Here is a 15,329-nt window from a genome sequence, read left to right as displayed (position 1 = left end):
TGGTTATTGTCTGAATAAAATTAAACTATATTGAGATAACCATGAATACGATTAAAAAACTTCCATTAACCATGGCGGTTATCGCCGCGCTTTGCCCAATTTCCGTGCTCGCACAGGAATTCACCCAGGAGCAAATTGACGCCATTGTGGCGAAAGCGGTGGATAAAGCCCTGGCCGAACGTCAGGCTAAAATGGATGCGGCGGTCGCGAAAAAAGCGGACGTGGTGACCGAGCCGCAAAGCGCGGCGCAATCTCCGGATATGGCGATCCCGTTCGGAATTAAATTTACCGGCTACGCCCGCTACGGCGCGCACTTCCAGGCCGCCGATCAGAAATACGTCGCGGTGGACGGCTCGTACAACGGCGCGTCCGCCATTGGTCGTCTGGGCAACGAAGGCAACGGCGGGGAATTCCAGCTCTCCAAGGCCTTCAAGGGTGAAAACGGCGCCATCTGGGACGTTAACGTGATGATCGATCACTGGGGCGACGAAGTTAACCTGAAAAAAGCCTACGCGGGGGTGACCAACATTATGGCCTCCAACCCGAACGCCTATTTCTGGGCAGGCCGTGACTTCCACCAGCGTCCGCAGCAGGGCATCAACGATTACTTCTGGATGAACCACGACGGCCAGGGCGCCGGGGTGAAGAACTTCGACATCGGCGGCGTGCAGTTCGACGTGGCCGCCGTGGCGGCGGTGGAATCCTGTAGCCCGGAAGTGATGGAAGATGAAGCCAACCCGTCGCGCATCACCTGTACCGGCGGTTCCGGCACGGGCGACAAAGGCAACTACGCCGCGACCTCAAAAATCCACGGCATGAAGCTTGGCCCGATCGACATGGAGCTGTACGCCAACTACGGCTTTGACTCCAAAGCGGTGGAGAGCGACGAGCGTCTGAACGCGTGGCAGGGCGGCGTGGTGTTGAGCCACACCAACGACAGCGGCGTGAACAAGGTGATCGCCCGCTACTCCGATAACGCGGACAACAGCGTGTTCAACAAAACCGAGGATCTGACCACGGTCTACGCCAGCTTCGAAGGGCTGTATAAATTCACCCAGGCCACGCAGGTGGAGTACATCCTCGCCTTCCACGACTACGACAACAGCCGCGATAAGACCGACAACCGCAAAAACTACAACGCCATCGTGCGACCGATGCACTGGTGGAACGACGTTCACTCCACCTGGCTGGAAGCAGGCTGGCAGCATGTGGATTACGACAACGGCGGCGACAACAAGGGCTGGAAGCTGACCCTGTCGCAGAACATGTCTATCGCCATGGGGCCGGAGTTCCGCCCGATGCTGCGCTTCTACGTGACCGGCGGCAAGGTGGATAACGAACGCACCGCGCGCGTGAACAACACCAAAGACGAAACGCTCGACGACTTCAACGTCGGCGCGATGTGGGAGGCGTGGTTCTAGGCAAGGTAGAAGCAAAACGGCAACGCAAGTTGCCGTTTTTAGTGTTTGCTCCCTCTCCCCGTGGGTGTACGGTCCGGGGTGAGGGCATCAGGCCGCACGCAACCATGCTATGCTGTTGACCGAATTAACGACAACATCGCAGGGGAGAAAATGGGTTCCACACGTAAAGGGATGCTAAACGTCCTGATCGCCGCCGTTTTATGGGGCAGTTCCGGCGTTTGCGCGCAGTACATCATGGAGAAAAGCCACATTTCTTCGCCTTACCTGACCATGGTTCGCCTGCTGTTTACCGGCGTGATCCTGCTGACGCTCTCCTTCGTTCACGGCGATAAGATTTTCTCGGTCATCAAACATCGCAAAGACGCCCTCAGCCTGCTGATTTTCTCACTCGTCGGCGCGCTCACCGTGCAGCTCACCTTCCTGCTGACGATTGAGAAATCCAACGCGGCGACCGCTACCGTGCTGCAGTTCCTCTCGCCGACCATTATCGTGGCCTGGTTCGCCCTGGCGCGGAAAAAGCGCCCCGGCGTCTTTGTGCTGTCGGCCATCATGACGTCGCTTGTCGGTACGTTTCTGCTGGTCACCCACGGCGACCCGACCTCGCTCTCCATCTCGCCTGCCGCGCTGTTCTTCGGCATCGCCTCGGCGTTTGCCGCCGCGTTTTACACGACGTATCCGTCAACGCTGATCGCCCGCTACGGCACGCTGCCGATTGTCGGCTGGAGCATGTTGATTGCCGGGCTAATGCTGACGCCGTTCTACGCCGGACGCGGGACCACCTTTGTGATTGACGGCAGCCTGCTGCTGGCGTTTTTCTACCTGGTGGTGATTGGCACGGCGCTAACGTTCAGCCTGTATCTGAAAGGCGCGCAGATGATCGGCGGGCCGAAGGCGAGCATTCTGAGCTGCGCCGAGCCGCTGAGCAGTGCGCTGCTGTCGGTGATTTTGCTGGGAGTGGCGTTCACCCTGCCGGACTGGCTGGGGACGCTATTGATCGTGTCGTCGGTAGTGCTGATTTCGATGGATTCGAGAAGACGGGTTCAGACATCGGCGTAGCCTGATGCCCTCACCCCAACCCTCTCCCACGGGAGAGGGAGAAAAGCACTACTTCGCCTTCACCTTCCCCGCCACCAGCAGCGCGGTCAGCAGCATCAGCGTGCCGGAGATCACCAGCGGTGACGTCAGCCCCAAATGGTCGAGCGCCACGCCGCCAATGGCCGCGCCGCAGGTGTTCGCCAGCTGGATCACCGCCACCTGAATCGACCCGGCTTTTTCCGCCTGATCGGCAAGCGTGCGGGTGATCCACGTCGACCAGCCCACCGGCACCAGGGCAAAGGCCAACCCCCAGATAATCGCGATGGCAGACGCCACCCACTTATCGCTGCCCCACAGCACCAGCACCGCCGCGCTCGCTGCCAGCACCAGCGGCGCACCCGCCAGCGCCACCTTCAGGGAGCGTTTCAGGAACTGGGAAGACAGCGAGGTGCCGACAAAGCTGGCGATACCAAAGCTCAGCAGCACCAGCGTCAGGCCGTCCACGTCAAAGCCCGCCATGGTCATAAACACCGGGCGGATGTAGGTAAAGAAGGCAAACTGCCCGGCAAAGGACATAAAGATGGCGGTCATCCCCGCCAGCACGCCGGGGCGCTTCAGCAGCGCGAACATGTTCTGTTTGTGGTGCGCCGCTTCGCCCGGCAGGGACGGCAGTGCTTTCCACACCCAAATGATGCAGAGCAGGCCCATCACCGCCGCCGCGTTAAAGACGTTACGCCAGCCGATAATCCCGCCGAGGAAACTGCCTAACGGCGCGGCGATCACCAGCGCGATAGAGACCGCACCGAAGATAACGGAAAGCGCTTTTGGCACCGTCCGCGCGGGCACCAGTCGCATGGTCAGCGAGGCCGACATCGCCCAGAAACCGCCTAAGCCCAGCCCCAGGCAGGCGCGCCCCAGCAGCAGCAGGGTGAAGCTTTCCGCGAAGGAGACCAGCAGGCAGGAGAGCGTCAGCAGCACGCTGAACAGAATGACCACCTTGCGACGGTCGATGGTGCCAATCACCTGGGTGATAAACAGGCTGGCGAACATCGCCACGAAGGCGGTAACGGTGACGGACTGCCCCGCCACGCCCTCGGAAATGCCCAAATCCTGCGCCATCGGCGTCAGCAGGCTCACCGGCAGAAACTCAACGGTAATCAGGCAGGCGACGCAGAACGCCACGGCGAAAACGGCCGACCAGTTGGGGCGAGAAACCTCTTTGGTCTGCGGTCTGGTCGTGGGCTGGATATGTTCTGTCATGGCGTCACCTGAAGATAAAAACGTGCGGAAAAGTCGCGCAGTTTATCATCAAAAGTGTGACGGATTTAACGATTTGACAACTTTTGTCGTTTTTACAGGGGATCAGTGCAGGTAAAACACGCCCTCTTCCGGCAGGAAGAGCTGGTTATAGCGAAGCTGGAAAGCGTTTAGCTCCTGCGGATCGGGCTCCATCTCGCGCATGAAGCCAAGCGCCAGGCGAATTTGCGCATCGGTAATGGGTGCAGCAAGGCGGGCTTTACGCAGCATGCGGTGCCAGGCGTGCAGGTTCTCTTCGCTGCCGTCAACGATGCAGACCTGCCAGATCAGCAGCACCTGCGCAGCGTTTTGCAGATGCGCCTCGTCGGGGCGTTCAAGATAACGGATAAACTCATTGCCGGGCGTTTTTCCGAACTGGTCGATCATCGACTCAACCGGCATCGGGGTGATCCCCAGACGCTCGCTCAAACGTTTGATGGCGCGGCGGGAATCTGAGGTCAGGACGCGAAATCCCACCACAAACACCACGGCAAGCGTTGCCAGCATTATCCAGACCATGCGTTCTCCTATGAATAGCCGCTCATCATAGCGGGAAACGCACGGCGTCGACAGCGACAGCCATAAAAAAGCCCGGCATCACACACCGGGCAAAGAAGTTACCTGCACACTCAGGCTGTTTTTAATTTCTGCGCGCGATTCTCACGGCGAATTTTACGTTCTTCCAGCACCGCGACCATCGCCATCAGGACGATACAGCCGATGGCCGCCGCATCCAGCGCCGCGAAGGTGCCCGCCCAGCCGGTGAGGCCGAAAATTGGCGTGCCGTCGGCGATCATCCCCAGACCCAGCTTGGCGAAGCTGTCGCCGATCAGGTAGGCGAAGGTGCCTTTAATCCCATCGGCGGCGCCGATCGCTTTTTTCGGTACGAAGCCGACTGCCGCCACGCCGATCAGCAGCTGTGGACCAAACACCAGGAAGCCGAGCGCGAACAGGGACGCCAGGTAAACGTACTGGTTGCTGGCATGCTGGTAGACGCCGAGCGTGGCGATAATCAGCGCCAGCGCGACGCAGGCCACCAGCGCACGACGGCCGTTGGCGAGATCCGAGAGCCAGCCCCACAGCAGCGTGCCGACCAGCGCGCCCACTTCAAACAGGGTGAAGCCCTGAATCGCCACTTCTTTAGAGAGCTTCAGCTCCTGGAAGGCATACACGGTCGACCACTGGTCGATGCCGATACGCACCACGTAGAGGAAGATGTTTGAGAAGCATAGCAGCCAGATCACTTTATTTTTCAGCACGTACTCAACAAAGATCTGCCATTTGGACATCTCGTTTTCTTCGGTCTCTTTATCCTCTTCGCTGATCTCCTCGCCGAACAGCTCTTCGGCTTTGCCGAGGCCGTAAGATTCCGGGGAGTCGCTGCCGTAGCGCAGGCCGATAAAGCCGACGATCAGGGCGATAATCGACGGGAAGATAAACATGCCGATCACGTGGCCGTCGAACAGGTAGTTTGCGCCAAACAGCGCCACGCCTGCCGCACCCGCCCCGCCGAGGTTGTGGGAGATGTTCCACATGCCGAGGTACGAACCACGCTTGCGGCGCGGGGTCCATTTGGTGATGGTGGAATAGCTGCACGACCCGCCGGTACTCTGGAAGAAGCCGCTCAGGGCGTAGAAGGCGATCATCATGAACAGGCTGACGGAGCCCGCGCCCATGCTGGCGCTGAAGCCGAGCATACAGATGGCGGAGAGGATCAGCATAAACGGCAGGAACTGCTTGGTGTTTTTGCCGTCCGCATAGTAGGAAACGACGGTTTTACCCACGCCGTAGGTGATGGAGAAGCCCAGGCCAATCATCCCCAGCTGCGTCATGCTCAGCCCGTAGGTTGAGATCATGTCGTTCTGCGCGATGTTAAAGTTTTTGCGGATCAGGTACATGGTCAGGTAGCCGATGAAGACCACCAGATAGGACTGCATGAACGGTTTGAACCACATCTTGCGCCGCACGTCGAGCGGCAGATCCAGGGTCGGCTTGCGCACCTGGTTGAGGAAGGCCAGCATGGTTTGCTCCTGAGCTGATTTTTACCTGCGAATGGCAGGCATTGTAAAAATCAGCCGGGAGAGATGCCTGAGACAGCGTCCAGGTAAAACCGGGAAAATTTCCTGGTTTTGCGCCATTCGGGGTGAAAAGGTGAGACGCATCACGCTTCGCTCACCTCGCGCGGCGCCTGCGCGTGCAGGAAGGGCAGCAGCAGCAGCGCGGAAATCCCCGCCGCGATGGCGATCACCGCAAAGAATCCGCTCCAGTGCCAGACGTCGATCACCCGCGCCAGCGGCCAGCCGGAGAGCGATGCGCCGAGGTAGGCAAACAGCCCGACAAAGCCCGTCGCCGCGCCTGCCGCCTCTTTGTGGGAACACTCCGCCGCCGCCATGCCGATCAGCATCTGCGGGCCAAACACGAAGAAGCCGATGGTGAAGAAGCACGCCGCCTGCATCACGTAGCTGGCGAACGGCATCAGCCACAGCGAGCCGACGGAGAGCAAAATCCCGGCGGCGAAAATCAGGTTCATCGGACCACGGTTGCCGTTGAACAGCTTGTCCGAACCCCAGCCCGCCACCAGCGCGCCGATAAACCCGCCCAGTTCGAACATCGTCACCGCCGAGTTGGCGGTCACCAGATCCACGCCGAGCGTCTCGGACATGTACAGGTTGCCCCAGTCGTTGATGGCCGCGCGCACCACGTAGACCAGCACGTAGCAGAGCGACAGCAGCCAGATGTACGGGTTTTTCAGCACGTACTTGGTGAGGATCTCCCTGCGGGTCAGCCCCGCGCCCTCCTGCTGCTGGGCAATCTCCATCTCGTCGTGCCGCCAGTCGCCCACCGCAGGCAGGCCGACGGTTTGCGGCCGGTCGCGCAGGCGCCAGCAGAGAAACAGCCCGGCGACAATCGCGAGGCCACCGGCAATCATCATCCCCGCGCGCCAGCCGTAGTGCAGCGCCGCCGCACCCACCACCATCGGGATCAGCGCCCCGCCGACGTTATGCGCGGTGTTCCAGATTGCCCACCAGCCGCCGCGCTCGTTGCGCGAATACCAGGCGGTGAGCAGGCGGGCGCAGACCGGCGCGCCCCAGCCCTGGAAAAAGGCGTTCAGCGCCCACAGCAGGGCAAAGGCCCAAAGCGACGTCGAGAAGCCAAACAGGATATTCACCACCCCGGTGGCGATCAGCCCAACGCCCATGAAATAGCGCGCGTTGGAGCGGTCGCTGACGATGCCGGAGAAGAACTTCGACAGGCCGTAGGTGATGTAAAACAGCGTCGCCAGCAGGCCGATATCGGTGCGCGTCATCACGCCGCTGGCGAGGATTTCCGGCGCGGCGGCGTTGAAGCTTTTGCGGGTGAAGTAGAACAGCGCGTAGCCGAGCCAGATGGTCATCAGGATATGGCGACGCCAGTAGCGGTAGCGGGCGTCGATTTCCGCTTTATCGCCAATCGGCGCGGCGCTGGCAGGGGTTTTAAACATGGTAACTCCGTAGCGGCAGGCTGACGCTGACGCGCGTCCCGTGGGTGCAGGAGAGGTTCAGCGTGCCGCCCAGCGCCTTCACGCGCTCGCGCATGCCCGCCAGGCCAAAGCCCTGCTGGCCGGAACCCGGCGGCAGGCCGCAGCCGTCGTCTTCAATTATCAGCTTCAGGCTGTCGTCCTGCTGCCAGCCCTGGATCGTAACCGCGCTGGCGCTGGCGTGCTTGACGATGTTGTTCAGCCCTTCCTGACAGACGCGGAACAGCGTCACGCGCTGGCCTTCGCTGAGCGTAGATTCGTTAATGCGCCAGTCGAGATGGCTGACTATTCCGCGGCTTTCCAGCTCCATCTCGCGCATCAGGGAACGCACCGCCTGCTCAAGCGTAAGGTCGTCAAGCTGGCGCGGGCGCAGTCGTCCTAACAGGCGACGAACGGAGTCATAGACGCCCAGCGAAAGCTGTTCGATATGCGCCCCGCCCTGCTTCACGCTCGCGTTTTCTGCCGCCAGGCGCTGGACAATGCCCGCCTGGGTGCGGATAGCGGTGATGGTCTGGCCGATATCGTCGTGCAGCTCGCGGGCGACCTCCTGCCGCACGCTCTCTTCGGTTTCCAGCAGACGCTCCGCCAGACGGCGGTTGCGCGCCAGCTCGGTTTGCAGGGACTGGTTCAGCTCGCGCAGGCGCTGAATGCCCGCGCCGAGCAGCAGCCCGGTCAGGCTCTGAGCCAGCAGGGAAAGCAGTAAATCCACAGGGTGATCGTGCCAGGTCTGGCTGGCAATCAGCGCGATGGCGTTCATCAGCGTGGCGATCAGCGCCCCCTGCCAGCCGTAGTGCCAGGCCAGGGCGATAATCGGCAGCGCCAGGCAGAACGGCGTGAAGCGTGAAAGCTCGGCGGGCAGGCCAAGCTGGAGCCACAGGCTCACCACAAACAGCAGCAGATACCAGATGAGGTGCCGGGCGCGCCAGTTCACCGGCTGGGAAACCAGCGCCGGGCCGAGCGGCTGCCAGACGGTGCTGGTGAGGTAGTGCCAGATCACGAGACAGGTTGGCGCCAGCGTCAGGCCGCCGGTCAGGGTCAGCAGCAGGGCGTTGAGCATCTCCTTCTCACCGACCCACGGAAGCGACTGCAGCAGCGCGGCGGCCATCAGCGCCGCCCCCTGACGCAGCAGCGTGCGCCAGTCGCGCTGGTGGCGGTAGCGGGAAATGAGAGCAACCGGGAGAAGCGTGAGCAGGCTTCCGGTCATCAATAAGGGCAGGTGCGCGAGGGCAACCTCCTGCGCCAGCCAGACCAGCATCAGCCATTCAGCACCGAGCAAAACGGGCCAGTAGGCGCGCGGACACTGGAGCATTAACCCCAGACGCAGGCCGAAGGGAAACAGCAGCACCGCCAGCTCCGGGCGTTCCACCAGGTGCAGGCTGATGCTCCACAGGCAAAACCAGGCGGCGGAGAAGATAAAAAAGCTGGCGACAACGGCGATCAGCCGTGAAAAAGCGGAACTCATTGCCAGCTGTCAAACATGCGGCGCGCCAGCTCGACGTCGTTGCTGACGTTGAGTTTTTCCATCAGGTTGGCGCGGTGGACGTGCACGGTTTTCGGGGACAGTTCCAGCTCGGCGGCAATCTCTTTCACCGACATCCCCTGCGCGAGCTTCTCAGCCACCTGGCGCTCGCGCCGGGTGAGCGGATCCTGACGTCCGGCCGCCAGCTTGATGGCGATATCCGGCGTTAAATAGCAGCCGCCGGTGGAGACGGTGCGTACCGCGGCGATCAGTTCGTCGGGGCTACAGCGCTTGGAGAGAAAACCGCGCGCGCCCGCGTTGAGGGCCTGCTCGACCAGCGCCGGGCTGTCGTGGACCGACAGCATGATCGTCGCCATCCCTTTCGGCAGCTGGCTTAGCAGCTCCAGCCCGGAGAGATCCGGCATCGAGATGTCGCAGATACAGACCTGCACTCCGCGCCCCGGCAGGCCCGCCAGCGCCTCGCGACCGGAGCCAAACTCGGCCACGACCTGAAAATCCGGTTCGAGGTTTAAAAGCTGGGCAAAGCCGGAGCGGACGATAAGGTGGTCGTCGATGAGAGCGATGGTGGTCATGTGTCTTCCTGCGGTCTGAAAGCGCCGGATGGCGCTGCGCTTATCCGGCCTGCAAGCGCGACGCCTGCAGGCCGACCAGGGCGCTTACCTTAAGCGATTTATTCGAAAAACACCGCAATTTTGTTAAACATGGTGGGATCGGACTGGTTGCGCGCCACTCTGGTGACGTCTTCCAGCTTGTCGATCTGCGCCATCATCTGCTCCAGACGCTGGTCATCGTTGACCAGCAGCCAGATGCGGCTGTGCTCGCTGCCCTGAATCGGCAGACAGAGAATGCCTTCCACGTTAAACGCCCGGCGGGCAAAGAGCCCGCAGACGTGGGTCATGACGCCAGGGTGGTTGCGGACGGTGAGTTCCAGAATGACGTTATCATGTTGTTTCTGCATGGCTTATTCTCCCACCATCTCGGTATTTGCCGCTCCCGGCGGCACCATCGGATACACTTTTTGTTCAGGGTCGATACGCACGTGGATCAGCGCCGGGCCGGGGCGAGAAATCGCGTCCTGCAGCGCCGCGTGGGCATCCTCTTCGGCGTTCAGATCGCAGGTGTGCAGGCCAAAGCCGGCGGCAATCTGCATGAAGTTAATCATCCCCGGGTAGGTCGCGGCAAACACGCCCTGCTTGTAGAACAGGCTCTGCTGCTGGTGCACCAGCCCCAGCGCCTCGTTGTTCATCAGGATGATTTTCACGTCTAACTGGTTTTCGGCCGCGGTGGCCATTTCCTGAATGTTCATCATCAGGCTGCCGTCGCCGGAGAAGCAGATGACCTTGCGGTCCGGGTTGGCGAGCGCCGCACCCACGGCTGCGGGCAGGCCGAAGCCCATGGTTCCCAGACCGCCGGAGGTCAGCCACTGGCGCGGACGGTTCAGCGGGTAGGCCTGGGCGGTCCACATCTGATGCTGGCCCACGTCGGTGGTGATGATTGCGCTGTCGTCCACGCAGGCTGCCACGGCGTTGATCAGTCCGTAGTGGCTCAGCGGGTCGCCTTCGGTTGGGATGGCGCCCGGGAACTCGCGCTGCAGATCGGCCACCAGCTGGCGCCAGTCGGCGCGGTCGGCTGCGTCCGTCTGCGGGATCAGCTGCGCCAGAACCTCGGCCACGTCGCCCTGAATCGCCACGTGCGGCTGCTTGATTTTACCCAGCTCGGCGCGGTCGATATCCACGTGAATGATTTTGGCGTTCGGGCAGAACTGCTCGGTTTTGCCGATCGCCCGGTCATCAAAACGCGCGCCCATAACAATCAGCAAATCAGCCTCTTGCAGGATGTAGTTGGTGCTGCGCGCGCCGTGCATACCCAGCATGCCGAGAGAGAGCGGGTGCGCTTTAGGCAGCATGCCCAGCGCCATCAGGGTCATGGTGGTCGGCAGGTTGGCTTTCTCTGCAAACTGGCGGATTTCATCCGCAGCGTTGATGGCCCCACCGCCCAGATAGAGCACCGGGCGTTTGGCGGCGTTAATCATGGCGGCTGCGTCGCGCACGCTCTCAGCGCTGAATTCCGGCGCGGGGGCACGCTCGCCCGGCTCAGGCAGGACGTCGATCTCGATCTCAGCGGTCTGGACATCCTTAGGAATGTCTATCCACACCGGGCCCGGACGGCCAGACTGCGCAATGCGGAACGCATCGCTGATAACCTGAGGCAGCTCGCTGATGTCGCGAACTAAATAGTTATGTTTGGTGATGGGGATAGAGATGCCGTAGGTGTCCACTTCCTGGAACGCATCGGTGCCTATCATCGAGGACGGTACCTGGCCGGTAATGCAGATCAGCGGAATGGAGTCGAGGCGCGCGTCGGCGATGGCGGTCACCAGGTTAGTTGCGCCCGGGCCGCTGCAGGCCATACAGACCGCAGGTTTGCCCTGCGTACGCGCCATGCCCTGAGCAATAAAGCCTGCCCCCTGCTCGTGGCGCGCCAGCACGTGGCGGATCTGCGTGCTTTGGCTTAACGCATCGTACAGCGGCAGTACCGTGCCGCCAGGGATACCCGCAACCGTGGTGATGCCCTGCCGTTCCAGCAGATGAACGATCAGCTGCGCGCCAGTAAAACGCGTCGTGGTGGATGTTGTGCCCGAACTTGCCATGCTCCAGTCCTTTTCTTCTGGGCCGACGTTCCGGGGAGGGTCCTAAACGAAAAACCCCGCCCGGTTTGCGCCGGCGGGGTTTTGGATTCGTGTGTTGATCCAGTCCCTACGGCGCATTGCCGACGACCACCACCACACGCACGACGACCACTGCGGCTGGTTGCGCAGTTTTTAGTAGGGTCGAAGTGAAGATGGATGAAGTCATTGGGGACCTGTGTTTGGAATCATTGATGGAATTTATACAAACACAGGTTTTCGGGTGTGACAATGGAAATATTTTCATCTGCGCAAAAATGCGCCAGGGATCACGTTTCAGTAAGTTGCTCGCTCATTCCAGGAGTCACTATAGATGACATTGCCGTCGCAATGCTTCCAGGTGATTTTCTCGTAGCGGATGAGAACCGTCTCAAGGTGTGTTCCGGTGTTTGCGCCTGGGTACAGGTCTGGTGTGATTGAGGTGATTTTCACATTCTCGAGGAGGATATTAAAATATTCCTGTTCTAAACCCGCCTCATTAATCTGGTACATCTTAATGGTGGCTGACTGGAGCGTTCTTCCTGTACTCAGCGCCCGAAATAAAATCGGGGTTACACGATCAAATTCCTTCTGAAACATGACGGGCATGTGTATGCGCGTCCCCGTCAATTTTCCGGTATTCCCGTCGACTGGAATGTTAACATTATGAGTGAACGATTTGAGTTCAATTGCACCTTCACGCCCTGACACAAGGCAAGGTCCAACCATGGGAGAACCATTTTCATCTGTTAGAAACAAATAAGCTGGGTTTGACATATAAAATCCTTTTTATAAAATTTAATCGTACTTATCAAAGCGGACGAAAATTATCGGATGCACAATAATAAATACAACAATAGAAATGAATGTTAGTAATACCCAGTGGTCAGGCATCAACCACAGGAACAAAGAGGCGCACGCAAAAATATAAACGGGGAATAAAACATCCGAAAACAGAATTGATAGCAGACTCTTAAACATGCTCCTTGTCCTTTAAGTCGTCATAAATTGCATCGAAATCCTTATAGAATCCCATTTGCACCTTCTTAATGAGTTCAGACAGGAAAGGCTCAAAAAAGTAGTAAAGCATCTCCAGTTGTGCGGCATACAGGGTCGCGTAATACCTGGGGTCCAACGTTTTCAGGCGACGGGCAGCAAAAGCGCACTTCTGTTCCGTTCCAATCAATTGAAGCGCCATGACAACGTTAGGTACGCGGCGTGCAAGCCGTTCGACGACGATTTCAGAGAGCAGGCCAGATTCGGAAAGGGATTTGGCCAGCCCCAATGCTATCGCTAAACGCGCGGCCTTGTTTGTTGGTATGTTTTTAACAAGCCCGGTGACTTTTGAATCCATCTTACGAACGCGATTTTGTTCATTTCCATTTTCAGAATCGGTAATAACACGTTCAAAATAAAGATAGAGCATGTGTTCTATTACATCGCGATAACGGTAAAGCGAGAGAATTGAGAGATACATCCTCTTTTCTTCTGAGAGAAGCTCATCACACACATCATGATAGCTAGGGATTAAGCATGATGAGTACCAGCTTACGCGTTCGATTCCTGAGTAAATATCAGAACCGATCCCCTTTAATGCTCTCCATGTCCCTGCAGCGCCTTGCTGTCCATAAATAGCCAACTGCCTGTCACTCTGGAACTTCATTTTTTAATAATCAGATGATTGCATAATGTATCCATACAATATTTTCGACTCCTGGAATATACATTGAAAAGCGCTGAGTTTCAAACAAGTGAAATTATTTCAACTAAACATTCACGTAAAAAATAAGTTGACTCACTTTTATTTATTAGTGTTATAGGCGAAGTAATTAAATTACTTGAGAGGTATTGGTAAGTTATATTAGTTTACATATTAAGTGGTGTTATCTTACAAAATGAATCTAATACCTCTCCATTAAACAGAGTGGCTTAAGCGATCCGGCTAGCCCACATCGAAGCCAAACAGCAGAACCCCCGCTCATCCAGCAGTTTTTTATGAGGCAGATCAGAAAACAAAAAACCCCGCCGGAGCGAGGTTTTTATCAGGGTTTGCGGTTGGTCGCCGCAGAACACACTGTGTTACGTCAACGCAAAAAGTATACGCGATCGAAGACGAACGCGCAATTCCGGCACGGATTTTGACGCTTTTGAGTATGGATCGCCTTCCTGATTTTGCCCAAAAAATACTGTTCATGCATACAGTATTTATCTATACTGAGGGTGTTCGCAGTGAGCGAGGGGGCCGCAGTTTTACCGGCGCAACGAAGTCCTGGCTGAAACGGGTGGTGCCGTCAGTGCCTTAACCCCTGAAGTGAGCACACTGTGTTACGTCAATCCAGGTGCTGGCAACAGGCGGCGGAAAGGTACGCCAGCATCGTGCTCCTTTTAACCAAAAGGAGACGCGTATGAGCGTAGTGGATATGGTGATACTTATCCTCAAACTCATTGTTGCAGTACTGCAACTGCTTGATGCTGTCCTGAAATTCCTTCGGTAATTCAGGTTCAAGTCGCACCTGAGAGGGGCGGGAAACCGCCCCTCTTTAATAACGAGGGAATGCTATGTCGCGTCTGTTAATTGAGCCTGTCACACCGGATGAACCGGGGTATATCGCCCTGAAGGCTGAAAGTATCGCACTGAATTTCAACATGCTGCGCAGGCTTGAAGAGAACTGGCAGCGCGGCGAGAACCGCTTTAACGCACCGGGAGAAAAGCTGCTGGGCGCGTTTCTTAACGGCAAGCTGGTCGGCGTATGCGGCCTCAACCGCGATCCGTTCAGCCAGCAGCCGCGCGCCGGACGTATTCGCCATCTCTACGTCAGCGAGAAGTGCCGCGGGCTGGGCATTGGCAAACAGCTTTTAACCGTGGTGATGGCCGATGCCAGCATCTGGTTTGATTTTCTGAATACCCACGCGCCGGACAGTGCCTACGGGTTTTATAATCGGGCTGGTTTTACGCTGGTCTCGGACGAACCGCGGGTGACGCACCGCCTTTTTTGTGCCGTGTAACCGGCTGGCAGCATCAGGGTGTGAATGTTACAGTTGAGTGACAATTCATCACCCGATACGCCATGACCACCACCGTTTTCTGCATTTTGCTCTTCGCCGCGCTGCTGCATGCCAGCTGGAACGCCATCGTTAAGGCCGGAACGGACAAGCTCTATTCCGCGATAAGCGTCAGCGGATCCGCCACGCTTATCGCTCTGGTCTTACTGCCGTTTTCCCCACAGCCATCTGCTGCAAGCTGGCCGTTTTTGATCGTCTCCTGCGCCTTACAGGTTGTGTACACCGTGCTGGTAGCGAAAACCTATCAGGTCTCCGATATGAGCCAGACCTATCCCCTGATGCGCGGCACCGCCCCGCTGCTGGTGGCGCTGATCGGCGTGCTGGCGCTCGGCGATCGTCTCTCCTGGCTCGCCTGGTCCGGCATCGGAGTAATTTGCCTTTCGATTCTGGCGATGGCGATGCATAGCCGCATGCAGTCACGCAAAGGGATCTGGCTGGCGCTGCTGAACGCCTGCTTCATTGCCGGGTATACGCTGGTGGACGGCACCGGCGTGCGGCTGTCGGACACCGCGCTGGGCTACACGCTGTGGACCTTCTTTATGAACGGCTTCTGCCTGCTGAGCTGGGCGATGGTGGCGCGTCGGCGCGAGGCGTCCGGCTACCTGCGCCTGCACTGGAAAAAGGGGTTACTCGGCGGGGTGGGCACCATGGGCTCTTACGGTCTGGCGCTTTGGGCCATGACGCAGGCACCGCTGGCGGTGGTCGCGGCGCTGCGTGAAACCTCGATTCTTTTCGGGGCGCTGATCGCGTTTGTCCTTTTAAAAGAGAAGGTTGCGGGCCTGCGCATCGCGGCGGCGCTGGGTATTGCCGGCGGCGCCATTCTGCTGCGCCTGGCGTAAATCACTGGCAACA

Annotated in this window: 16 protein-coding genes; 5 read left to right on the top strand and 11 right to left on the bottom strand. The window is 58.6% G+C overall.

Going from position 1 to position 15,329, the window contains the following annotated elements; all coding sequences use genetic code 11:
* Positions 1–41: 41 nt before the first annotated feature.
* Positions 42–1,421, top strand: coding sequence for a carbohydrate porin (locus tag AC27FC_RS21460; protein ID WP_033144328.1), 1,380 nt, complete (start codon positions 42–44; stop codon positions 1,419–1,421).
* A gap of 150 nt (positions 1,422–1,571) precedes the next feature.
* Positions 1,572–2,477: a DMT family transporter gene (locus tag AC27FC_RS21455; RefSeq protein WP_029741863.1), complete on the top strand. Its 906-nt coding sequence runs from the start codon at positions 1,572–1,574 to the stop codon at positions 2,475–2,477.
* A gap of 48 nt (positions 2,478–2,525) precedes the next feature.
* On the opposite strand, the gene nepI is transcribed toward AC27FC_RS21455, so the two are convergent.
* From nepI to AC27FC_RS21400, 11 genes are all read right to left on the bottom strand, one after another.
* Positions 2,526–3,716, bottom strand: a complete 1,191-nt coding sequence (nepI, locus tag AC27FC_RS21450; RefSeq protein WP_033144329.1) for a purine ribonucleoside efflux pump NepI — start codon at positions 3,714–3,716, stop codon at positions 2,526–2,528.
* A gap of 102 nt (positions 3,717–3,818) precedes the next feature.
* Positions 3,819–4,271 (bottom strand): DUF1198 domain-containing protein, encoded by a 453-nt coding sequence (locus AC27FC_RS21445; protein WP_021242696.1) that lies wholly within the window; start codon positions 4,269–4,271, stop codon positions 3,819–3,821.
* A gap of 110 nt (positions 4,272–4,381) precedes the next feature.
* Complete coding sequence (gene uhpT / locus AC27FC_RS21440) at positions 4,382–5,773, bottom strand: hexose-6-phosphate:phosphate antiporter UhpT (protein WP_023333957.1); 1,392 nt, start codon at positions 5,771–5,773, stop codon at positions 4,382–4,384.
* A 140-nt stretch (positions 5,774–5,913) separates the two neighbouring features.
* Positions 5,914–7,233: an MFS transporter gene (gene uhpC / locus AC27FC_RS21435; protein ID WP_094935454.1), complete on the bottom strand. Its 1,320-nt coding sequence runs from the start codon at positions 7,231–7,233 to the stop codon at positions 5,914–5,916.
* Complete coding sequence (gene uhpB, locus AC27FC_RS21430) at positions 7,226–8,731, bottom strand: signal transduction histidine-protein kinase/phosphatase UhpB (protein WP_094935453.1); 1,506 nt, start codon at positions 8,729–8,731, stop codon at positions 7,226–7,228. The genes uhpC and uhpB overlap by 8 nt, the downstream gene beginning before the upstream one ends.
* Complete coding sequence (uhpA, locus tag AC27FC_RS21425) at positions 8,728–9,321, bottom strand: response regulator transcription factor UhpA (protein ID WP_032626676.1); 594 nt, start codon at positions 9,319–9,321, stop codon at positions 8,728–8,730. Before uhpA ends, uhpB begins: the two co-directional genes overlap by 4 nt.
* Positions 9,322–9,419: 98 nt before the next feature.
* Positions 9,420–9,707 carry an acetolactate synthase small subunit gene (ilvN, locus tag AC27FC_RS21420; protein WP_033144334.1) on the bottom strand — a complete coding sequence of 96 codons (288 nt, stop codon included), beginning with the start codon at positions 9,705–9,707 and terminating at the stop codon, positions 9,420–9,422.
* 3 nt (positions 9,708–9,710) lie between these two features.
* Positions 9,711–11,399: an acetolactate synthase large subunit gene (ilvB, locus tag AC27FC_RS21415; protein WP_039260372.1), complete on the bottom strand. Its 1,689-nt coding sequence runs from the start codon at positions 11,397–11,399 to the stop codon at positions 9,711–9,713.
* A gap of 106 nt (positions 11,400–11,505) precedes the next feature.
* Positions 11,506–11,604: an ilvB operon leader peptide IvbL gene (gene ivbL, locus AC27FC_RS21410; protein WP_057979964.1), complete on the bottom strand. Its 99-nt coding sequence runs from the start codon at positions 11,602–11,604 to the stop codon at positions 11,506–11,508.
* 107 nt (positions 11,605–11,711) lie between these two features.
* Positions 11,712–12,191 (bottom strand): Hcp family type VI secretion system effector, encoded by a 480-nt coding sequence (locus AC27FC_RS21405; protein WP_033144336.1) that lies wholly within the window; start codon positions 12,189–12,191, stop codon positions 11,712–11,714.
* Positions 12,192–12,387: 196 nt separating this feature from the next.
* Positions 12,388–13,077 carry a hypothetical protein gene (locus AC27FC_RS21400; RefSeq protein ID WP_224435034.1) on the bottom strand — a complete coding sequence of 230 codons (690 nt, stop codon included), beginning with the start codon at positions 13,075–13,077 and terminating at the stop codon, positions 12,388–12,390.
* 742 nt (positions 13,078–13,819) lie between these two features.
* Between AC27FC_RS21400 and tisB the strand changes: the two genes are divergently transcribed.
* The 3 genes from tisB to AC27FC_RS21385 all read left to right on the top strand — a co-directional run bounded on the left by tisB (position 13,820) and on the right by AC27FC_RS21385 (position 15,316).
* On the top strand, positions 13,820–13,909 hold the full coding sequence (gene tisB / locus AC27FC_RS21395) for a type I toxin-antitoxin system toxin TisB (protein ID WP_023309830.1): 90 nt from the start codon (positions 13,820–13,822) through the stop codon (positions 13,907–13,909).
* A 64-nt stretch (positions 13,910–13,973) separates the two neighbouring features.
* Entirely contained in the window at positions 13,974–14,420 is a 447-nt protein-coding gene (locus AC27FC_RS21390) for a GNAT family N-acetyltransferase (RefSeq protein WP_033144339.1), read from the top strand.
* 62 nt (positions 14,421–14,482) lie between these two features.
* Positions 14,483–15,316 (top strand): EamA family transporter, encoded by an 834-nt coding sequence (locus AC27FC_RS21385; protein ID WP_047059214.1) that lies wholly within the window; start codon positions 14,483–14,485, stop codon positions 15,314–15,316.
* The last annotated feature ends 13 nt before the right edge of the window (positions 15,317–15,329 follow it).

Source organism: Enterobacter sp. C3_dUdeg (genome assembly GCF_057536195.1).
Note: the sequence above shows the minus strand (reverse complement) of the source record. Positions and strands in the feature narration are given on the sequence as shown.